This window comes from Streptomyces sp. NRRL F-5650 (assembly GCF_000721365.1).
In the GTDB taxonomy this organism is placed as follows: Bacteria; Actinomycetota; Actinomycetes; order Streptomycetales; family Streptomycetaceae; genus Streptomyces; species Streptomyces ardesiacus.
Window position 1 is genome coordinate 1 of record NZ_JOGV01000066.1, and the last position, 21,741, is coordinate 21,741.

Sequence of the window (21,741 nt, forward strand, 5' to 3'; positions counted from 1 at the left end):
CCTGCGCAAGCGCGGGTGCTGAGGCTGGCAGCAAAGGGAGGGTGCATCGTGCTCGCGCCTGTGTAGGGCTTGGGATTACCAGCCACCACCCCGGCAACGGGAGTGACGGACCGTCGACGTGACAGGTGCCGACCCCACCGCAGTGACGGGCTCCGCTGCGCTCCACCCGAACCCCTCCCCCGCCCTCGAAACCGCCCCAACGTGTTCACCAATACCCCGCCAGCATACAGCACAACCGGTCGCTCGGGGTGGGATTGAGCCATGCATCCCTCTGAGGGACGAAGTTGGCGCACGGGTGATGCATCAACGTGATTGCCTGTGTAGAGTCTGGGACCATACACCGCACCCCCGGGCCGCACACCTCGCACCGGGATTCTCTTTCTGATTACGCGCCACATTTCGCGAAAAGGAGAACACAGGGCATGGCCGTGAAACTGCGTGACCATCAGATTGAGGCCGTTGCTGCCATTGTGCGCGGCTTCGATATCCCGCCGGACGGTATTCCCTGGAATGGTCTGCGCGGGCAGGTGCACGCCGCGTGCGGAACGGGGAAGACGATTATCGCCGCTGCGTCGGCAAAGCGGCTCGTGCCCAAGGGTCGCATTCTCGTGCTAGTGCCGACGCTGGACCTTCTGGCGCAGACGGTGAAGGCGTGGCACGAGGCCGGGCACAAGGGGCCGGCGGTTGCCGTGTGTTCGCTTCAGGACGACCCGGAGCTGTGGAGCCTGGGGGTGCGCTCCACCACGAACCCTGTGCAGCTGGCGCTGTGGCACGGGCAGGGGCCGGTGACCATCTACGCGACGTACGCCAGCCTGGGCGTGCTAGCGGAGGCTTTCGAGGGCGCCTACGGCCAGAAGTTGGCCCCGGTGGACCTCGCGGTAGTTGATGAGGCGCACCGGACTTCGGGCTCGATGGGTAAGGCGTGGGCGGATATCCACGACCAGGCCGTCATTCCGGCGTACCGGCGGCTGTACCTGACGGCGACGCCGCGGATCTGGGAGGAGCGGCTCAATCGGGAGGTTGCCGAGGGGGTGCGGGACCCGCTGCCGAGGGAGATGGCGGCTTCCATGGATGACGAGAAGGTCTTTGGGCCGGTCCTGTACAAGCTGTCGCTGGCGTCTGCCGTCTCGCGCGGGCTGCTGGCGCGGTATCAGATCATCGTGCTGGAGCTGAAGGATCCGGTCGTCACCCCGGAGCATCTGATGGGTGAGGAGCGGCACACCGAGGAAGTGCGCGGTCAGCGGCTGGGAGCCTTGCAGGCCGCGCTGCTGCACACCATGGCGCAGCACGGGCTGCAGACATGCATCACCTTCCATCACCGGACGATCGAGGCCCAGGCGTACGCGGAGGGCCTTCAGCGGGTGGCGGCGAAGCTGCATGCAGACGAGCCGGGGAAGTACCCGGCGAAGGTCTGGGCGGACTGGCTGTGCGGCGAGCACGTCCCGGAGCGCCGGCGGGAGGTCCTGGCCGGGTTCGGGACCACAGCGCAGCGGGCCGTGCTCTCCAACTGCCGCGTCCTGGGCGAAGGGGTGGACATCAGGGCCGTGGACAGTGTGGCCCTGCTCGACCCGAAGGGGGCCCCGCACGACATCGTCCAGGCCATCGGACGCGCTTTGCGGCAGAAGCCCGGTGAGGGCAAGTTGGCCTCTCTGATCGTGCCGGTATTTCTCCAGCCGGGAGAGAAGCCGGAGGACATGTTCACCTCGGCATCGTATAGGCCGTTGGTGAAGGTACTCGAAGGTCTTCGGGCTCATGATGAAGAGGCCGTGGAATTGCTCGCGATTCCGCAGGAGCCGCAGAAGGACGTGGCGCAGCCGTCCGTGAACATCGGTGCGGCACCCGAGGAAGGCGAGGAAGAAAGCCGTCTCCTGCTCCGTTTTGCCGCTCCGCGTGACCCGGTCATGGTCGCAGACTGGGTCAGCTTCAACGTCATCGATACCGAACGGCAGGACTGGGCGCGCGGCTGGGCGGCGCTGAAGAAGTTCACCGAGCGTGAGCTTCACGCCCGAGTTCCATATGGGCACAAAGAGGGCGCGTTTCCGCTTGGGCAGTGGGTGGCAGAGCAGCGACGCGCTTACGGGGCGGGGCAGATGAGTGGCCTGCGCGCCCGGCGGCTGGAGCAGCTCGGCATGGTCTGGTTCCTGGCTGATGAGCGGTTCCAGGAGAACCTGGAGGCAGCGAAGGCGTATTACGACCAGCACTGGACCCTCTGTGCTCCGAGGTCCGCAGTGGCCCTGTCCAGGCCGGTAGGACAGTGGTTGAGCAATTTGCGCCGCCCCGGTGCGCTGGACGGACACCCCGAGTGGAAGGCCGCGCTGGAGGCCGTGGACGAGGACTGGAACCCGGCGTGGCCAGCTGAATGGCAGCGGCACTACGCCGCCCTTCGCGAACTGGTGTCCGACGAAGAGGGCCAGGCGGAAGTCCTGCCCGGATTCACGGTCCACGGCATGGACATCGGCAAATGGCTGGCCCGGCAGCGGACGCCAAAGGTCTGGCAAGCCCTGACCAACGGACAGCGCGAGCGCCTGGAGCAGCTCGGCATCACACCGCTCGCCCCGGAGCCGGAAGAGCCCGCAAGGGCTTCCACGACGTTCGAGCGGGGCGTGGCGGCCCTCGCGCAGTACAGAGCTCGCACAGGCTCTGTGAAGGTCCCCAGGGTCCATGTAGAGCTACTGGAGGACGGGGCCGAGGTCCGGCTTGGAGTGTGGATCATGAACCAGAAGACCCGCAGGGCGAAGCTCGCCACCGACAAGCTCTCTGTACTCGCCGCGCTAGGGCTGGAATGGGCCGTGGAAGGCTAAGGAGCGGGATAAGTTTGTGGTTAAGCAATGCTTGCCTGGAGTGAGGGTGCAGGGTCATGGCCTCTGAGGAAGAGCTGTTCGCGTCCGTCGACGCTCTGTTGAACGAGGAGCCGCACCTCCCGCCTCCGGCGGAGCGTGCCCGGCTGCGTGAGGCCGCCGGCATCACCCAGGCCCGCCTCGCCGCCGCGTTGAAGACCACGACTCAGTCAGTGAAGAACTGGGAGAACGGCCGCAGCGAGCCGAAGTCGCCGCGCCTGGACGCCTACCAGCGGCTGCTGAACGGATGGGCGGCGAAGTACCCTGCCCCCGGCACAGCTCCGACAGCCTCGGTTGCCGCATCGGCTCCCGCGGCGTCTACCGAACCTGCCGCGTCCAGGGTGGAGACGGCAGATGACCCTCAGGCTCCCGCCGTTCCGGCTGCGGCGTCGGTGCGCCCCGCCTTCCGAACCGCTGCGCCGTCGCGGCGTCCGGCCACGAAGAAGGCGGTGCAGCCCGCAGCCGACCCGCGCTTCCCGCACGGGCCTCTCGCGGTCCTGGACGGTGACGGGTGCGCGTACGGCGTGGACGGGATCGTGCTGGACTGCCCGGCGACCACGGTTCCGGAGCTGGTGGGGTGGACACTGCGCGAGTCCGGCCTCGGAGCGCCGAAGCTCAACCGCTACGGCAAGGACAGTGATCCGCTGATCGTGCTCACCGCCGCGGCTGCTGTGAAGCTCGGGCTGCCGCAGTGTCTGGAAGGCCACGAGCAGCGCCGCTCCCTGCGCCTGCCGGAGGATCACCCTGTGGTCAAGCACGTGGTGCAGGCGAAATGGCGGCTCACCCAGCGCGGGTTCGGCCCGTGGGCAAGGATCTACCGCAAGGCCCAGGGCCGCGACCGGCAGTGCGTGCAGCTGGCAATCCTGTCCTGGGACGCCCTCGATGAGCGGTCCTGGCCCGGCGTTGCCGAGATGGAGCCGGCCGACATCGCCCGCGTCCTCGGCGTCTACGCCCAGCGGGTCATCACCCCGCGCGGATCCACCGCCGTCTCCGGGCTGGAGCTGATGACCGCGCTGCGCCCGCCCACCCGCGCAGTGCGCGACGAAGCGACCGGGAACTGGGTACCCGGCCACAACCCCGGCTCGCTGGGCACAGAGCCGATGGACCCGGCGCCGCCGGAGGCCACCCCCGAGCACCCCGTCGTCGTGGACAGCGGCTGGACCGGTGGCTTCCTCAATGAGGAGGCGTACCAGTGGGTGCGGCCGGTGGGCCTGCTCACCGACGAGGAGTGCACCCTGCCCTACGCGGTCGGCCTGGACCTCAACACCGCCTTCCTCGCCGCAGCGGCCCGCCTGGTCGTCGGCCTGTCCGCCCCCGACCACTTCGTGGGCCCGAAGTTCAACCCGAAGATCCCCGGCTCCTGGCTGGTCGACCTGTCCCACGTCGAGGTGGACCCGCGTCTACCCTCGCCCTTCACGCCGGACGGCACCCGGCCGACCGGCCCGGCCTGGTACCAGACGCACACGGTCGCCTACGCCCAGGAACTCGGCTACAACGTGGCTCCCATCGAGGGGTACCTGCGCCGCGAGACCGGCGCGTACCTGGACCCCTGGCACGACCGGCTCAAGACCGCCTACGTCGACACCCTCGCCGACCTCGGTGTCACCCGGGACCTGGACGACCGGACCTTCCTCGAGGCGATGGAGCGACACAAGGACGTCGACCCCGCCCTGGCGGCCGTCCTCGCCGCCATCAAGGCCACCGTCAAGGGCGGCATCGGTAAACTACGCGAACGTCCCCAGGGCAAGCGCTACAAGGAGGGCGAGCGGTGGCCGGCCCTTCAGCGGCCGACCTGGCGCCCCGACATCCGCGCCGCCGTCATCTCCAAGGCCCGCATCAACATGCACCGCAAACTCACCAACATGGCCAAGATGACGGGTCTGTACCCGCTCGCCGTGCTGTCCGACTGCGTCGTCTACCCCAGCCCCGGCGACAGCCCGCTCGACTTCCTGCCCTACGCCTCGTCCGGCAAGCCCCAGCCCGGCGGGTTCCGCCTGGGGCCCACCCCGGGCCTGGCCAAGCTTGAGGGCGTCCAGTCGATGTTGTGGGCGGTCGACGTGATGGAGCAGGGGTACAACCCCGCCCGGCACATCAAGGGCGGCGACGCCGTCCTGGACGAAGGCGAGTAGACCGTGGGAGAGATCGACGACGCCATCGAACGCGCCGACCGGGAAGCCTTCACCCGCCAGCCGCCCAAGACCCTCCAGGCCCGCATCAACTTCCTGATGAAGCAGCTCAAGACGGCCAAAGCCGTTGCCCAGGAGATCGGGGTCAGCCAGCGGTCGGTGGAGCGCTACCGCAAGGGCGAGCGCAAGCACCCGCCCCAGGCCATCGCCGAACGGATCGACGCGGCCGTACGGGCCCGCTGGCAGCCACAGGTCCGCAGACGCCGGCAGAAGCAGGCAGCCACCACCACGGGCATCACGGTGGAGACAAGAGCCCGGTTCGGCTACACCGCACCCGTCGGCACCACCGACGACGGACGCTTCCGGCGCCTCACCGTCCACCTCCCCCCCACCTACGCACAACGCCTCTTCAACGCCCGCGACGCCGGAGCCAGCGACCAGCAGATGCGCCAGATCATCGCCGAAGGATTCAAAGACATCTACTTCCAAGACAACGGAGCCCGCGCTCTGGGGCTCTCCGACGTCACCCTCAACGACATCGACTACCTCGACCTCGACTACTGACCCGGCAGCGGGGAGCCCGGGCCTGCTCGTTGAGCCGAAACACGATCGTTGTCACAAGCCACGGGATGGGTGGGGAGACTGTTGCTGACTGCGGGTGCCTTTCGGGTGGCTCCCCTGCAGGGTGAGATGACCCTGTCGTTCCTGGGGCGAATCGCGGACAGGTACGGCCTGACGGTGCGGAGTCTGCTGTCGTCGGTTACCGAAGTGGCTGGCCAGCAGGGCGTCGCCGGGGCTCTACGGGGCGACAGTGAGGTGTTCTTGAACGCTGCGGCCCGGGACCGGGTCGCGGCGCTGTGCCGTGTGCCGCAGGTGTGCTTACACCGTGCGTTGCCGGCCTGGACGCGGGAGGAACCGCTGGACCCCTCGAAGGAACGGCCGGCGGCGCGCCTCCACAACGGGGTCGAGACGGTTGCCGCCTGGGGTCCGGCATGCCCGGGCTGCGTGGCTGCGCGGACCGGCCGCGTGGCACCAGCCCGGGTGTACCTGGCGGCGCACCAACGAGTCTGCCCACGCCACCGGTGCTGGCTGATGAGCGTGCCTGGCAGCGGGGGCCGTGTCGTGGGGCTGGCCGGATGCCCGGAAGTGGTCCAGGCGCAGGAGGATCACCGCAGGCTGCTGCGCCGCTCCCCCGTCGCTGGTCCGGCATTCGAGGTCGCTGAGGCGGTCACCACCTCGTGGTGGGTGCAGAAGTGGCCCGAGGAACGCCCGTGGCCGGAGCGGCTGGATGCGGCCATGCCCGCGGGCGAGGACCCGCAGCGGTGGCGGATCCTGGCGCGGGATCTGGTCACCTACCCCGAGACCGTCGCCCTCGCCACGCTTCTGGCCAGCCAGGCCTGGCGGCTCCGAGTCGCTGCTGACAGTGGTGGTCACCTCCCCTACCGGTTGGCTGATGTGCCCTGCGTGCCCAGCGAGCTGGGCCATCGCTTGCGGCGACCGTGGCTCACCGAGCGTCTGGCCGCCTGCACCCACGGACCGCTGTTTGCCTGGGCGCACCAGTGCAGCAAGGCGGCGGACATGCCCGATGGCGACGGGCAGCGGTTGCTGTGGAAGGTCCATCCCGCGCACCGGCCTCGTCCCTTGGCTGACGAACTCACCCAGCACCTGCAGGAGACGGCCGGCGGTGAAGCCGCAGAGGCACCGCCCCCCAAACGGCGGCGCGGGCACAGCCGCCAAGCCGACGAGGCCTTCGAAGCGGGCCTGACGCGTGCCCGGGCCTACGCGGCTGCGCGGGGGCATCTGGCCACACGGGCGGACACGCTGCAGGACGGCTTTCCCTTGGGGGCGTGGATGACCAACCAGCGCATGCTCCGCCTCGGGATGTGTGCCCGGCGGAGCGCAGCGCTGCGGGCACTGGACCCGTACTGGGACACGCCGTGGCCGACCCTGTGGCAGCGCACCTACTACCAGGCCAGATGCCACATCGAGGAACACGGCCCGTTGGATGCGCGGGGAGGATTTCCCGGTACCGGCCTCAGCCTGGGCGAGTGGCTGTACCTGCAGTGCACCCGGTATCCGGATCTGCATCCTGAGCAGCAACGGCTCTTTGCACGGCTGGGCATCGATGCCGCGGCGGCTCGGGATGCCCGGCCCCGGCGTCGCAGTCAGCGTGCTGGGGAGCAGGAGGCGCTCGCCCATGCCCGGGCCTGGGCTGCGGAGCACGGGAGCCTGGCGGGAGTCGGTGTCAGCACGGTGCATAAGGATTACCCGCTGGGCAGGTGGCTTTCCGACCGGCGCGGCCAGATGGGGCGCGGAGTGCTGTCGCCAGGCCGTGCCGAGGCTTTGACACGGATCGACCCGTGGTGGCGGCCGCCCTGGCACTTGTGCTGGCAGCGTTCCTACGAGCACGCGTGCCAGCAGCTCCAGCACGTTGGTGGCGGGGAGTTGAGTGAGGGCTTTGCGCTCATGGACAAGCCGGCGCAGGAGTGGCTGCGCATCCAGCAGCGCCGCTACCACCTGCTCCTGCCAGGCCAGCACGATCTCCTCGACCGGCTCGGCCTGAAGCCGGAGACGGCCATCGCCGAAGCACCGGCCGCCACGGCCAGTGCGTCTGCCGCCCCCGTGCGGGCCCCGGGTCGCCCGCAAAGGGACGGTGCGGGAGCGGTGGGATGCCTTCCTGCGGTCGCACAGCACAGGCCGCTGGGAGTTCTGCGGGTTGGACAGCGCCCCGACCACCGCGCCCGGTTCGACAGCGCGCTGGTGCACGCTCGGGCCTGGGCCGACGTCCACAGGCACCTGGCCGTTCCACGCGATACACGGCAGAGCGGATTCGCGCTCGGGATGTGGCTGTTCAGCCAGCGCAACCGCGCCAAGCAGCGCGCCCGGAAAGGCAAGCCCGCCTCACCGCACCTCAAGCAACTGGCCGCGATCGATCCGTGGTGGAACCCGCCGTGGGACCTGCACTGGCAGCGCAACTACTACCGCGCCCGCGACTCCATGCGTGCCGGCCGTGGAGCCGACACGGTGGGCGGTCTTCCCGTCGGGAAGGACGCCCTGGGTATCTGGGTCAAGCGACAGTGCACCCTCTACGAGAGCCTCCACCCCGACCAGCAGCGCCTCCTCGCCGCTATCGGCATCACCCCCGAAGCGGCCCAGGCGCGGGTCGGCCCCCGCGAGTCCCAGCGGCTGACCACCACACCGCGCTTCGACACCGACGTCGCCCATGCCCGCTCGTACACGGCCCGGCACGGACACCTTGCCGCACACGTCGGTGAGCAGCACGAAGGGTTCCCGATCGGGCGGTGGCTGGCCGAACACCGCCAGCGCGCCCGCAAAAAGAGCGGGACGTCGCCTCAAGCCCGAGTTCTGGCCAGCCTGGACCCATGGTGGAACCCGCCCTGGCCGATGCGGTGGCAGTACGCCTACCACCACACCCGCACTCACCCCGATACCCCACGCGCCGCACGATGGATCACCGCCCAGCGCCAGGCGTGGCCGCTCCTACACCCTGACCAGCAGCAACTCCTGGCCGACATCGGCATCAGCGTGGGCAGGCAGCTCTCGTTTCAGCGAGGGCGCTCCTGCTCGCTGTGATAGGCCCGGGCCAGTAGCCCAGCGAACGCAGCGGCCCGCTCGACGCCGTACCGACCACCTCGGATCTGGTGAAGCAACGCCCGGCCTACCTGCTCGGGAGTGAACCCGTTTCTCGCCAGCTCTTGAACGATCTCCTCAATGGACGGTGGTGCCTGCCGGTGGGCACGCTCGCTCACCGCACCAGGTGCAGTCTCGGCAAGGACGGGCCTTTGACCGGCGGATACGGCAGACTGCACCGGAGCTTCGAAGAGGAGTTGCTGCTCTTTCGGGACGTCTGCAGCCCGCCGGCTCCTCGGTGGTCGCACGTCGCCCGGGAGCAGGTTCTCATCCAGTGGTCTGAGATCCGGCCTGGCGCGGACAAGGACGCTCTGGCCGAACGGCAAAGTGCCCCACACGTATGTGGCCTGGTTACTCGCTGCTGGTGTGTCCGTAGGCGTAAGGGGCCCCAGACCGGCCAATGCTGGCCCCATTGGCGTGTGGCCTACGAGGTCGAGCGTGGCCTTGGGAGGGCTCCAGCGCAGAAGATCCGGGTAGGCGAATGTGGAGGCCTCACGCCCTTGAGAAATGTCCCACATGCGCCGTGCCTCGGAGTCGATTAGCTGGACATCTTGCACGGTGCCAGGCGGGGGGCCTGCCGTGACGACGCCTAGAAGAGCGCCAGCCATGGTGGCGATCGTGTCGGTGTCCGAGCCGAGAGTGTTGGCGGCAAGGAGCAGGCCAGCTTCTGGGGAGTCGGCATAGGCATGTGCCAGAACCGCAGCAAGCAGAGTGGTGACTGTGCCTGATCCACGCGTTGCGTCGTCGAAGCCGCCCCACCGCTGCACCAGGGCAGCGTAGGTCTCTGTTGTGAGGGGCGTTGTGGGGTCGAAGGCCTCGAGAGCTGCGCGGCATTCGTTGGCGACGGTGACGGCGGCCGAGCGGAAGTCGATGCCAGCGGCATCACTCCATGTGGGTAGCCATAGATATGCCAGTTCGTCGTCTTTTGCGATGACGTCCGGTACCTGCTCCAGCCAGTCGACTGCGGGGCGCCACTGCTTGGGGCCGGGGAGTTCGTTGGTATCCAGGGCGTGGGCCAGCAGGATGGCGTGCAGGACGGCGCCGAGGATGCCCCGAGGGTGTCCGTGGGTGCTGACGGCGTTGCGTACGACGTCGCGGGTGATGTGGTCCCAGTTGGTGAGGTCCCGTGCGGACCAGACGTGGGGTTGGATACGCATGGCGGCGCCGTTGCCGCCGATGTCGACGTAGCGGGCGGCTTTGGTGGCGAAAACGTTCTGGGACCACTTGGCTTCGACCCGCATCAAACCGGTGGCTGCCGCTTTGGTCCCGCGGCCGGCGCCGAGGGCGTAGGTCTGCCAGGCAACGACTTCGATCTTCGCGAAGGCCTCGGCGTCGAATTCCCCGTCTCCGCGAATGGCGCGTGAAGTTGCAAGGCGCAGTTGGGTGTCATCGGAGTAGGCGCCTGCGGGGAGAGGCATGTCGCGTCCGTAGCGGCCTCCCACGCGCCTCTTCCAGGGCACGGTCGTGGTGACTTCATCCTGTCCGACGCGTCGTCGGACGCCGGCGGTGTCGGTCAGTTCGGTGATGAAGCCGAGTGCATCTCCGTACGCCGCCCACTGGGCTGAGGCGCGTACTGCCTCCCATTGCATGGCGCTCACCGTAGTCCTTACCTGCCGAACGTGACCGGGTCAACGATGATGTCGACCTCATCATGTCCGCTGACACTGACAATGGCCTCGGCCTTCGCTGCGTCTTCGTCGGTGAGGACGTAGATGCGCTGCAGGTGTCGGGTTGAGACGGCCTGCGGGTAGAGCACTTCGGCCTGGGGATTGGTCGGGAGGTGGGGCGCTCGGTCCCAGCGCGGCATCGTCTTCTTGAAACCTTTGGGAACGCGGTCAGCGAAGAGGGCTTCGGCTCCGGGCAGTCCCTCGGCGGGGGTGATGCCTTCGTATCCCATGTTGCCTGGGGCGAAGAGGACGCCGGGGTGCGTCATGATCACTGGATCGAAGCTGAGGACAGCCCAGAACAGGTCTTCGTTCGCCCACCAGTCTTCGCTGCTGATGCGCAGAAAGCGGTGGTTGGGCTCACTGATGCTGAGGTTCACGTACGACCAGTACTTGGGGTCCTCGCGACGCCACTTGGTGTTCTCGTGATAGATGCTCTCGAGGTACTCGTCTTTGGCAAGAAGCGACCGAGCTTTGCACAGCCGCTGCACGAGGATGCCGAGCAGACCACGGTTGGTGGTGAAGTGCACCACTTCGGTGATCTTTCGTTCCTGGAGGAGCGTGCTGATTCCCTCAGCGTGTATGTCGCCGTCCGACGTGGGCGGACTCGGCTCTGTGGTGGTCATACGGCCTTCACGTCATAGGTGTCCGGGTCCATGCAGGCGATGAGGTCGCTGGCCTCGGAAGGCTTGTAGGTGATGGTCAAGGTCTTGCGGGCCCGTCCAGCGGACATGGCCAGCAGACGCAGGTGCGCGTCTCGCTCGCTGTCACCGGGCTCAGTGGCGTGCGGCATGACCTCGCTGCTGAGGCCGACGATGATCACGTGGTCGAACTCCAGGCCCTTTGCGGAGTGCATGGTCGACAGCGCCACGTTCACCGGGCCGGTGGGCCATTCCCCGGTACGCGTGAGCGGGACCCAGGCCAGCCCGGCTGCATTAAGGCGTGCCTTGACCTCGCTGAACCAGCCGCCGCCCTTGGCATGGAGGATGGCGACGGACTCGTCGTTCTCCGGGCCGAGGTCGTTGAGGAACTGCACGACGTGGTCCATCTGCTGGGTGAAGGTTCCCTGGACCAGCAGGGGCTTGTCGCCATCCTCCCCGCAGGAAGAAAGGTCCGGGATCGCGGCGTCGTCCGTGGTCTCTACGTCGCGCAGCAAGGGGGCGGCGAAGGCAGCGATCTGCCGGGTGTTGCGGAAGTTCTTTGACAGCAGCTTGCTGTTGTGCGGCCCCACGCTCAAGCCGACTTCAGCCCAGGTGAAGCGCTGGGGGTAGATGCGCTGGGCCGCGTCGAGGACGAAGGTGAGGGTGTGCTCGTCGGTGACATGGTTGAGGACCGCCCGGACCTGGTTGGCGGAGAAATCCTGGGCCTCGTCTACAACGACGACGTGGTACGGGTCGTCGGCGCGCTTGGCCGCCATGGCGTTGGCCAGGTCAGACCAGTCCCAGGCCTGCTGCTCCTTCTTCCACTCCTGGAAAGGAACGATCACCTCGTCCAGCAGCCGACGGCGCAGCGAGGCCGGCATGCGCGGGGAGCGGCCGCGGCCCTGCCGCTCGCACTCGATGTACTCGGTCAGACGGTCCGGCGTGAAGCGGCCCAGGACATAGTCCACTTCAGAGCGTACAAAGTCCTCGGACAGGGGCAGGGCCGCGGCCAGCGCGTCCAGCTTTCCGTTGTGCTCGTGCTCTTGAAGGATCCGCTCGTAGGGCACGCGGTCGGTGGCCCACTTGGCGAAGGTGGAGATCGTCAGCTCGACGTCGTTGCCCTTGATCTGTTCCTTGGTCAGTTCCTCGATGTAGCCGCGCAAAGTCTTGTTGTAGGTAAGGACCAGGACCCGGACGGGGCCGTCGATGAAGCCGTCACGGTGGCGCCGCTGCCAGTACCGGACGGTGAACTTCAGCCGGTAGAGGGCGGTGGTGGTCTTGCCGCTGCCGGCGGCGCCCCGTACGACGAACACCCCCGGCTTGTGATTGTTGATCACCGTGAGCTGCTCGCTCGTCGGCTGCGTCGGCCTCAGAACCTTCATCCCGCCGCGTCCCCTCCCCCGAGATCCCCAAAAGTGAGGTCATATTAGAAGCGGCTCCGACCTGCCGCGTTGCAGATCTCATACCTTTTCCACCCACGCCGGAGGATGGCCGAAAATAACGGAACGTCAGTTCGTTCATGGCTGATTACGCGTCGCCGGTGGTCCTTCAGCGCGGCCACTAGGTGTCGTACAGATGTCTGGGGTCGGACACTCGCCACTTGAGCCGCCCGGCTGATTGATGCGTTGTGAAGGTCGGAGCTGCGGAGCAGGGGCATTTCAGGCTCGCCCCTGCTCCGCTGCTACCGCTCTATGGGCAGCTCAGCCGGTTCCTCCGGCCGTGTAGTTGATGCAATCCAGTGGCGCGTACTGCGTTTCGTCGGCGCACAGGGTGCTCAGGCCGTGGATGCCGGTTTGGTTGAGGCACCCGCTCTGCGCCGCTGATAGGACGGGGCCTGGCTGTTGGCCAGCCCTGCGTATGAAGACTCGCAGCATGTGGCCGTGTGGGACGGTTCCTGCAAGCCGCTCCCGCCTTTGCTCGCCTTGCGTAGCTGCATAGAACCAACGCTGCTGAAGCGACGGACGTCGCTTCAGTCCCCCGGTGGCTGGGTCCTGTGGCTGCCGTGGGCAAGGCAGTTCGGAGCGCGTCATGGATGTACGCCCTTTGTGCCGCTGCCGCAGCCGCTGCTGTTTCGAGGATGCCGCGCCAGTACAACGTGCTGTCCCCGTGAAAGCACGCAAAGATCCGGGCGACGGACCTAGCTAGTTGTGCGTGAGGCATGGGTCACCGGTCCTGTCCGATGAGGTGCATACCGTCCTCGTTCTCCAGGACGCGGTTGATCCTGTCGATCATCGCGTCCCAGTCGGGGTCGGTGGGCACGACGTGGGCAGTGACTGCGTCGCTTTCCGCGAGGAAGTCGAGCATCCGCTGATGCGGACTGTCAGGCAGTGGCTCGGGAGGGTTGTCGAACATACAGGGTGTGTCCTTTCGGAGAGTCCAATCAGGGATGGGGTCTGGTTGAGCGTTGCCTCGCTCGGCACCAGACCCCGGGCGTGATGCGATGACCTTTCCTCTTCCTTGTCGTGGGGGTGTTGTCCCCCCGGGACCGGCTAGGTCCCGTCCCCGAGGCGCGGCGAGCGGTGCACCCGAAGTCGGTTGGCTGCCACGCCTCAGAGGCAGGAACTAGATGTCCTGCTGGCCGTTGGCTACTTGATGCCGCCGGCCTTCATGACGGCTGCCTTGAACCTTCGCGACACCGTCGCCTCGCTCACATCGAGGAGCTCCGCGACCTCGACGCCGCTGAGGCCCCAGAGCACCCGGTACTCCCAGACCTCGATCTCGGCTTCGTTCCCGATGGCGTTCTTGACTTCGTGGAGCAGCTCGACGAAGCGCACACTGGCCGCCGTGGGATCTGCGTCGCCACGCTGGGTCAGCCACGCCGTGTAGGCGTCGCCGACATCCTCTACCGGCAGTTCGACCACCTTCTTCCGATAGACGTGGCTGATCAGCACGTTCCGCGCGGTCCTCATCGCGTACGCGATGGGGTTGCCGGTGAAGGTCTTGCCCTTGGCGATCACCCGGCACATGAGGACGTGCACTTCCTGGGTGAGGTCTTCCGCCTTGTGCTGATCACGGGTCGCCCACAGGAAGTAGCGGTAGACCGACAGGTGGTACTCCTTGGCCAGCGCCGTGATCTGCGGGATCTGATCCGGACTGAGCCTCAGGGGGATGGAACTCGTGTCCTGGGGTGGATCACCTCCATGCTCGTCGCCGTCGTCGTTCGGCGTCTTGAAGGCCGCCATGTAGATCTCCATTCGTCGGGTACACCACTCCGCTCCACGCGGGCGGCGCCGAAACCTTGCACGGGCGGGGCGGGTGAAAGATTCGTGCGGCGTACGGAGTGGGGTGGGGCATGACGAAGAAGAACGACTCCACCTCCGGCAGTAAGGCCGCGGCCAAGCGGCGGGCCGGCATGAAGGCCAGCAAGAAGCCGAAGGCCTCGGCGCAGGCCCCCGTGGGCGGGGAGGCGGCCTCCCCGTTCGGTCCGCCGACGCCGGGCGGCGGGGGCCGACCGCTGCCGGGCCATCCGCAGCCGGTCTCTCGCGGGCGGCTGCTGGCGCGTGTCACCGGTGCGGTCACCACCGGTGTCCAACTGATGCCTCACACCGAGGACTTGCACAGCGGGCTGCTGCTTGCGGGGCTGGTGCTGCTGAGCCTGGACGTGCTCATCGACGTGGGCCTGTCGGCGCTCGACGCCTCCGGGCGGCTGTGGCGGGTGCTGCGCAGCGTGCGGGCGTCGACGCGGCGGGCCGCGGACGGCACCGTCATCGCCACCCTCCGGGTCGGAGCGCCCTGGCTGTCCGCCCGGCGCGGAGGCGGGCTGCGGATCACCGGACGGGTGGTGAGCTCCCTGCTGATCGCCGGCTCCACGATGATGGAGAAGTGGCACCACGAGCTGCTGGTGGCGGCGCTGACCACGCTCCTGGTCGACGTCATCTCCGAGAGTTTCACCCTGCTGACCGGCTACCTGCGCGCACGGCGGGACTGACGACCTCATGTCGCCCGGGCCCCGACCTTGAGGTCGGGGCCCGGGCGGGAGTACACGAGATGATCAGGGACGCGACAGCCGTCAGGCCGACCATGATGGTTCGGGCGCGGGTCTCGCTCCACGCTCTGGTGTCGCCGACTCCACCCCGGTGATCAGGTTGGATCCGGTCACGCTGTGTGCGGCGGGGCGGCATCGGAATCGATCGCGAAGGCGAGCACGCCGACGATCGTTGCGAGCTGACCGTCCTCGCGCACGGCATCGTCGTAGCGGACGCAGGTGATGGGTTGATCACAGCGCTCGCAGGGAGCAGGCGGCGGCTCGGAAGTCGCCCATGGCAGGGATGCGGTACTCGCCGGACGCGAATTGCCCTGCGGTGTCCGATGCCGCTGTCATGCAAGCCACGTTGTCACAAGAAGGACGAGGCCGAAGTGGTCCACTCTCCCGGGCAGCCCCACGAGGGCGACCCCAACCCCCGCGGGGTGTTCCGCACCGCTCCCGTCACAGGGGAGACGACGTCGTCCCTGATCTCCCGCATCGCGGGCCGCTACGGGATGGACGCGAAGGTGTTGCGGTCGTGCTGGCAGTGGCGCAACTACCCGCCGGGGCACGACGGCGGGGGCGCGCGGGCCGACGCCGAGGTGTTGCTGAACGCGGCCGGACGGCAGCTCCTGGCAGGCCTGTGCGGCGTCGAGGAAGACGTCCTGGCGCGGGCGTTGCCGTCCTGGGGACAGGAGGACGCCAAGCTGTCGGCCGGAAGGAACGGGGTGCCTGCGGCGGCGTGGCGGACCGGCGGCGCGGTCGCCGGGCCGGTCGCCTTCGGCTGCCGCCTGTGCGCGGCCCGGCGCACGGGGACGGCCGTGCGGGTGGTGCGGTATGCGCCGCGATGGGAGCGGGTGTGTGTCCGGCACGGGCGGTGGCTCCTGGACGCGGACGCCGACCAGCCTCTTGAGTATCTGGACGTGCGGGGTGTGCCGGAAGTGGCCGCGGCGCAGCGACGGTGGGCCGGCGTGGCGCGGCGGGCAGCACGAGCCGGAGCCGGGCCGGAGAGGGTGTTCGCGCTGGCTTATGCGGTGGTGGCCCGGTGGTGGGAGCAGGCCCTGCACTGGGAGCGCGAGGCGGTCTGGCCGCGGCGGCTGCACCAGGTCGCGGGTGGCAACGCCGGGACGGAGCTGGAGCGGTGGCGGATTGTGGGCCGGGACACGGTCGTCTTCCCCGAGGTGGTGGCCGTGGCCGACGCGCTGCTGGACCCGACGATGGCCGAGCTGGTGTGGAGGGACAGCGGGGCGGGGCAGCCGCGGCCGCTGCCCGCCGACGGGGTGTTCTGCCGCCGGCTGGGGGAGCGTGTCGGGCGGGGGTGGCTGGGGCCGCTGGCCGCGACCGACTACGGCGGCCCGCTGACCTCGTGGATGGGCGCGGTCATCCGGATCCACCGCGGCGCGGGGGGCCCGCCGGGCTACGGCAACGATCCGTGGTGGCTGAGGCAGGAGCACCAGCCCGTCACCATGGCCGGACAGCTGCGCGTCCTGTCCAAGGAACGCAGCGCGCCCGGCTCGGGCACCACGTGGCGCTCTGCGGTGCCGGCCGAGCAGCGGGCGCTGATCACCAGCCTGGTCAACGACGCCGAAGAGCAGCTGACCCAGCTGCGCGGCGCCCAGTATGGCAAGACCGCCGACGCCGCGCAGCAGTTGCTGGGCAACCTCGGCCATGCCGCCACACTGATCGAGCAGGCCGTACGGGAGACCGCAGCAGGAGCCCTCACGGCCGGGATGGCACTGGAGGATTTGGCACGCTGGGCCCGCCTGCCGGCCGATGTCCTCGCCGAAGCACTCGCCGACCACGACAACGAGCAGCAGGCAAAAGGGCGGTGAGCCCGTATCAGGAAGCCGGCAGGCGTGCAGGCGTGCACGGGCCGTCGTCCGCCGGGGCGGTACCTCATCGCGCGGCACTCGTGATCAAAATCCGTGAAGCTGCCCGCCAAGCAGGCAGAACGGGCTTGACTGGGGCGCGTGGGCAGCAAGAACACAGCGGCCGCATCGGGCGGCCGCTCACAGCACGTGCAGACGGATACCGGATCCGAGTGGGAGGCGGTCTTCGTCGACCCCATCGGGCAGGTGGTGCAGCAGCGGTGGGCGGACGCGGTCCTCGCGGTGGCCTTCGAGGAGCTGGAGCCGGTGTCGGCGTTCCCGGTGGTGCCGGGGCGGCGGTGGGGGCCCGGCCAGTGGTGGTCGGCTACGACCGGCCGGCATGTGGCCTGCGGGTCGGCCGCGATGCGGGCGCAGCTGATGGTGCTGGACCGCGATCCTGAGGTGGTCGGCCTGGCCGGGCGGCCGGTCCGTCTGTTGTGGCGGGACGCGCGCGGCCAGGTGCGCTCGTGGGTACCGCAGCTCTTCGCCCGCCACCGCGACGGCACCGCTGTGCTGGCCGACTGTCCCAGCCATCCGGAGGCCGGCGGTGAACGGGCCCGGAAGGCCGCGAAGGTCCTTGAGGCGGCGTGCGCGCAGGCCGGCTGGAGCTACCGGCGCCTTGAGCCGCTGGAGAAGACCCTGACGGCGAACCTGAAATGGCTGGCTGGCTACCGCCACCCCCGCAACGCCGGCCGTCCCCGTCTTGCGGCCGCCGTCCGTGAGACGTTCGCACAGCCGCGGCCGCTGATCGAGGGCGCCGAAGCGGCGGGCGACCCGATCGAAGTCCTGCCCGTCGTCTTCCACTCCCTATGGCACGGAAAGCTGACGACAGACCTGGAGACGCCGCTGCACGAGCGGGTCCTCGTCAGCACCGGCGCCGACGGTGCGAACGGCCGCGGCGGCCCGGGCAGCGGGGATGGGCGATGAGCGTGCGGCGTGGCGGGCGGCCGGTGCTGCAGGTGGGAGCGCACGTCCGTTTTCGTGACCGGTACTGGCAGGTCATCGCTGTGGCGGGGCAGCAGGTCCACCTCGCCGGCGAGACAGGCGAAGACGAGACGGTCGTGGCCGGGCATCTGTTCGCCGACCCGTCCTTCACCATCGTGGGCGCCGAGATGCCCCAGGCCGTGACGCAGTGGGGTCTGTTCGAAACCGCGCCCGAGGAGGCGCGGCGCAAGGCGCTGGCCTGGCAGCGGCACATCCGCGAGGTGGAGTCCGGCCTGCCCGGCGGGACGGACAGCGGCGGGGTGCCCCGGGCCGAGTACGATCCCGACCGGTTCACGCTCGCGCAGCGCGAGGAGGCCAAGGCCGCGGAGCTGACCGCGATCGGCTTCGGACCTGTCTCCCGGACCACGGTGCAGCGCATGCGCCTGGCCTACCGCAAGCAGGGATTGTGGGGGCTGGTCGACCACCGCACCACCCGCCGGCCCGTGCCTACCGGGCGCACCGACGAACGCGTCATCGCCGCCATCGAGGAAGCGCTGCGCCGCCAGCGCGGCCGCTCCAAAGGCACCGTCAAGGGCCTGATGCCCCTGGTCACGCAGATCCTTACCGACCGGCACGGCCGCGGCACAGTGACCGTCCCCTCCCAGGCCACCTTCTACCGGCTCGTCCACCAGCTCGCCGGTCCCGCCGAACACCCCCACCGCCCCGCCCGCACTCTGCCCTCCCCGGCCGGCAGGCGGGCGTTCACTCCGACCGTGGCGCTGCGGCCGGGCGAGCAGGTGCAGGTCGACACCACGCGGCTGGATGTCCTGGCCGTCTTCGACGACGGCACCACCGGCCGGCCCGAACTCACGATCGCCGTAGATGTCGCCACCCGCGCCATCCTCGCCGCCGTCCTGCGCCCGGCCGGCACCAAGGCCGTGGATGCGGCCCTGCTGCTGGCGGAGATGGCCGTCCCGCACCCGGCCCGCCCCTCCTGGCCCGACGCGCTGCGCCTCGCCCACACCCAACTCCCCTACCTGAAAAGGCTGATGAGCCTGGACGAACGCCTTCAGAGCGCCGCCGCCCGGCCGGTCGTGGTGCCCGAGACGATCGTCGTGGACCGGGGCAAGATCTACCTGTCCACGGCGTTCAGCGCTGCCTGCGAAACTCTCGGCATCAGCGTCCAGCCCACCCCGCCCCATGCCCCCGCCGCCAAAGGCATCGTCGAGCGCACCTTCGGCACCATCAACGCCCTGCTGTGCCAGCACCTGCCCGGCTACACCGGCTCTGACGTCACCCGCCGCGGACCGGATGCCGAAACCGAGGCCTGCTTCAGCGTCGCCCAGTTGCAGGACCTGCTGGACGAATGGCTGATCCACTACCACCACCGCCCCCACGAAGGCCTGCGCCACCCCACCCTGCCCAAGAAGGCCCTCACCCCGAACCAGATGTGGGCCGCGCTCATCGCCGTGGCCGGCCACGTGCCCCTCCCCCTCAGCGGCAGCGACTACCTCGAACTGCTGCCGGTGCGCTGGCAGGCCATCACCGAACGCGGCATCCGCGTCGACCACCGCACCTACGACCACGATGTCCTCGCCCCCTACCGCGGCCAGCCCTCCCCCGTCACGGCGCGCGGCGGCAAATGGGAAGTCCACACCAACCCCCACGACGCCCGCCAGGTCTGGATCCGCCTGCCCGACGGACACCTGACAGAGATCCCGTGGATCCACCGCGACCACATCCACGAGCCGTTCAACAGCGCCACCTGGCAGCACATCAAAACCATCACCGCCCGCCACGGCGACCGCGACACCCACGAGGCCGACCTCGCCGACGCCCTCGACCAGCTCATGCGCCGAACCCAGACCAGCACCGCCACCGCGGGCGAGCAACGCCTGATCACCCGCACCGCACCGCTGAAAACGCCCCCGCCTGCGGCCGATCACCGCACGCCCCACGCCCTGGGCCCTCAGGTCGACGGATGGGACGACGACAGTCTCGGCGACCTCGACGACCTTCCTGACGACCCAGAGCAGGCTGATGGCGAGGAGGAAACCCTCGACAACGGCGACGCGCCCGTCCCGTACACCGGACTCGGCCTCTACGACCCCGCCCAGGAAGCCCTCAACTGGTGACCAGCCCCGCACACGACCACCACGCCACCACCGGCACCGAGGTACCACTGCCCGGCACGCACGCGGCAGACCCGGAGTGGCCGATCACCACCTGGCAGGGCTGGCAGCACTTCGCCACCACCCCGCCCCTCGCCCCGCCCCAGCCCGGCGACGCACCCCGCAGCACGGAAGAACGCCTCGCCTACCACTCCGCGTTCGTCACCGTCCGCACCCCTGCCATCGACACCCTCGCCACCCAGGTCCGCACCCTGATGCTGCTCGGCCGCCACCAGCAGAACACCGCCCGGCCCTCGCTGATCGTCACCGGGCCCGCAACGGCCGGGAAAACGACCGCCCTCCTCGAGGTTGGTCGCACCTGCCACCTTGCCCACACCCGCAAGAACCCGGCCTCGCCCGGACGTGCCCATGAGCAGGTGCCGGTCGCGTACCTGCTGGTGCCGCCTGGCGCCACCGCGAAGACCCTCGCCATCGAATTCGCCCGCTACCTCGGCATCCCCGTCACCACCCGCATGACCCAGGCCCAGATCACCAGCGCCGTCTGCCACACCTACACCCAAGCCGGCGTCCGCCTGGTCCTCATCGACGAGATTCACCGCCTCAACCCCCGCACCACCACCGGTGCCGAAGCCGCTGACCTGCTCAAAGACCTCACCGAACGGATCAAAGCGACCTTCGTCTACACCGGCATCGACGTCGCCGCCACACCCCTGTTCAGCGGCATACGCGGCGCCCAACTCGCCGGCCGCGCCAGCCTCATCAACTGCGGCCCCCTCCCCGCCCGCCACGGAAACACCCGCCCCTTCACCGACCTCATCACCGACATGGAAAACGCCCTCGACCTCACCCAGCACACACCCGGCACACTCCCCCGCCACGCCTCCTACCTCCACCAGCGCACCGCCGGCCGCATCGGAAGCCTCGCCCGCCTCATCCGCCAAGCAGCCATCACCGCCATCTGCGACGGCACCGAACGCATCACCAAAAAGGCGCTCGAAGCCATCCAGCTCGACCACCTCGCCGAAGAAGCAAACCGCCCCCGTACCCGCCAACCCGCCAGAACGGCATGATGCGGACATGAAGACGACCACCGAGACGCCGGGCGGCGACGAGTTCGCTGCCCTCTGTCGGCAGGCCTGGGACACCCTGATCCCCGCCCGCGCCGGCTACCTCGCCGACGTCTCACCTCACTACGACGAGGTCCTCCACGACGTCGCGCAGCGCACCGAGCACACCGGCAGCCTCGGCAAGACGGACATCGCAGCCCTCGTCGTCTGGAAACGGCTCTCCGCGCAAACCCGCTGGGTGACAGACCTCATGTCCCTGCCCGACACCCACGTACGAGCCGTCACCGAGCGAGCCGTCACCGCCGTCCGCGACACCACCCTCACCCGCAGCGAAGCCGCCCGCACCGGACGCAGCGTCATCTGGGAACTGCCCGGCTTCCGCTCCGGCGACGCCCTCGCCTCAGCCGTCCTGACCGCAGCAGCACCGCATCGGATGGCCGTCTACGACCGCCGCGTCCAACACGCCCTCGACGGTCTCGGCCTCACTCTCACCCCCGCACCGGGACGGTACGGCCGCTACCTCCAGCTCCTCGACGACCTCCTCCACCACGGCGGAGCACGCGCCGACGGCTGGACCGCACGCGACATCGACACCGCCCTGTACTGGACCGGCTTCAGCCCTCAACCATCAGCACCGACCGGCCAGCAACCCGCTGACCAGCACAAACCCGCACCAGTCCTTTAGATGCCGGGCATTATCACCAACAGCGCTCCGCTGTTATCAACAAACTCAGAACAACCGCAGGCCAGATGCCCCATCAGCATCGCCTCCAGCGTCCCGCAAGCACCGGGACTGTTATCAAGGAATCCACAACACCCCAGCTCAAGCCACCCTCACCACACCAACTACGAACCTCGGAATCACAG

General features: G+C 68.9%; 15 protein-coding genes. 10 read left to right on the forward strand and 5 right to left on the reverse strand.

Going from position 1 to position 21,741, the window contains the following annotated elements; genetic code table 11:
- Positions 1-422 precede the first annotated feature (422 nt).
- The 4 genes from IG88_RS0135615 to IG88_RS0135630 all read left to right on the forward strand — a co-directional run bounded on the left by IG88_RS0135615 (position 423) and on the right by IG88_RS0135630 (position 8,557).
- Positions 423-2,801 carry a DEAD/DEAH box helicase gene (locus IG88_RS0135615; RefSeq protein WP_031050359.1) on the forward strand — a complete coding sequence of 793 codons (2,379 nt, stop codon included), beginning with the start codon at positions 423-425 and terminating at the stop codon, positions 2,799-2,801.
- Positions 2,802-2,857: 56 nt separating this feature from the next.
- A complete protein-coding gene (gene tap / locus IG88_RS0135620) occupies positions 2,858-4,966 on the forward strand; it encodes a telomere-associated protein Tap (RefSeq protein WP_031050363.1) in 2,109 nt (702 codons plus the stop codon).
- Positions 4,967-4,969: 3 nt separating this feature from the next.
- Positions 4,970-5,527 (forward strand): telomere-protecting terminal protein Tpg, encoded by a 558-nt coding sequence (gene tpg / locus IG88_RS0135625; RefSeq protein ID WP_031050365.1) that lies wholly within the window; start codon positions 4,970-4,972, stop codon positions 5,525-5,527.
- Positions 5,528-5,632: 105 nt separating this feature from the next.
- Positions 5,633-8,557: a Helicase associated domain protein gene (locus IG88_RS0135630; RefSeq protein WP_051852191.1), complete on the forward strand. Its 2,925-nt coding sequence runs from the start codon at positions 5,633-5,635 to the stop codon at positions 8,555-8,557.
- Here the strand turns inward: IG88_RS0135630 and IG88_RS0135635 are convergent.
- The 5 genes from IG88_RS0135635 to IG88_RS0135655 all read right to left on the reverse strand — a co-directional run bounded on the left by IG88_RS0135635 (position 8,530) and on the right by IG88_RS0135655 (position 14,113).
- The gene (locus IG88_RS0135635) at positions 8,530-10,203 is read right to left on the reverse strand and encodes an ADP-ribosylglycohydrolase family protein (protein ID WP_234332450.1); all 1,674 of its coding nucleotides are present in this window, start codon (positions 10,201-10,203) and stop codon (positions 8,530-8,532) included. The two genes, IG88_RS0135630 and IG88_RS0135635, sit on opposite strands and share 28 nt — an antisense overlap.
- Positions 10,204-10,220: 17 nt before the next feature.
- The gene (locus IG88_RS0135640) at positions 10,221-10,904 is read right to left on the reverse strand and encodes a DarT ssDNA thymidine ADP-ribosyltransferase family protein (RefSeq protein ID WP_031050372.1); all 684 of its coding nucleotides are present in this window, start codon (positions 10,902-10,904) and stop codon (positions 10,221-10,223) included.
- Positions 10,901-12,301 carry a 3'-5' exonuclease gene (locus IG88_RS0135645; RefSeq protein ID WP_031050373.1) on the reverse strand — a complete coding sequence of 467 codons (1,401 nt, stop codon included), beginning with the start codon at positions 12,299-12,301 and terminating at the stop codon, positions 10,901-10,903. The genes IG88_RS0135640 and IG88_RS0135645 overlap by 4 nt, the downstream gene beginning before the upstream one ends.
- A gap of 781 nt (positions 12,302-13,082) precedes the next feature.
- Positions 13,083-13,271 (reverse strand): hypothetical protein, encoded by a 189-nt coding sequence (locus tag IG88_RS0135650; RefSeq protein WP_031050375.1) that lies wholly within the window; start codon positions 13,269-13,271, stop codon positions 13,083-13,085.
- A gap of 233 nt (positions 13,272-13,504) precedes the next feature.
- Complete coding sequence (locus IG88_RS0135655; protein WP_234332448.1) at positions 13,505-14,113, reverse strand: RNA polymerase sigma factor; 609 nt, start codon at positions 14,111-14,113, stop codon at positions 13,505-13,507.
- A 98-nt stretch (positions 14,114-14,211) separates the two neighbouring features.
- On the opposite strand from IG88_RS0135655, the gene IG88_RS0135660 reads away from it, so the two are divergent.
- From IG88_RS0135660 to IG88_RS0135685, 6 genes are all read left to right on the forward strand, one after another.
- On the forward strand, positions 14,212-14,847 hold the full coding sequence (locus tag IG88_RS0135660; RefSeq protein WP_031050378.1) for a hypothetical protein: 636 nt from the start codon (positions 14,212-14,214) through the stop codon (positions 14,845-14,847).
- Positions 14,848-15,275: 428 nt separating this feature from the next.
- Entirely contained in the window at positions 15,276-16,715 is a 1,440-nt protein-coding gene (locus tag IG88_RS0135665) for a hypothetical protein (RefSeq protein ID WP_051852192.1), read from the forward strand.
- 138 nt (positions 16,716-16,853) lie between these two features.
- Complete coding sequence (locus tag IG88_RS0135670; protein WP_420712115.1) at positions 16,854-17,678, forward strand: TnsA-like heteromeric transposase endonuclease subunit; 825 nt, start codon at positions 16,854-16,856, stop codon at positions 17,676-17,678.
- Positions 17,675-19,810: a Mu transposase C-terminal domain-containing protein gene (locus IG88_RS0135675; RefSeq protein ID WP_031050391.1), complete on the forward strand. Its 2,136-nt coding sequence runs from the start codon at positions 17,675-17,677 to the stop codon at positions 19,808-19,810. The genes IG88_RS0135670 and IG88_RS0135675 overlap by 4 nt, the downstream gene beginning before the upstream one ends.
- Before the next feature lie 83 nt (positions 19,811-19,893).
- A complete protein-coding gene (locus IG88_RS0135680; RefSeq protein WP_037825761.1) occupies positions 19,894-20,877 on the forward strand; it encodes a TniB family NTP-binding protein in 984 nt (327 codons plus the stop codon).
- Positions 20,878-20,884: 7 nt separating this feature from the next.
- The gene (locus IG88_RS0135685; protein ID WP_051852193.1) at positions 20,885-21,559 is read left to right on the forward strand and encodes a hypothetical protein; all 675 of its coding nucleotides are present in this window, start codon (positions 20,885-20,887) and stop codon (positions 21,557-21,559) included.
- Positions 21,560-21,741 lie beyond the last annotated feature (182 nt).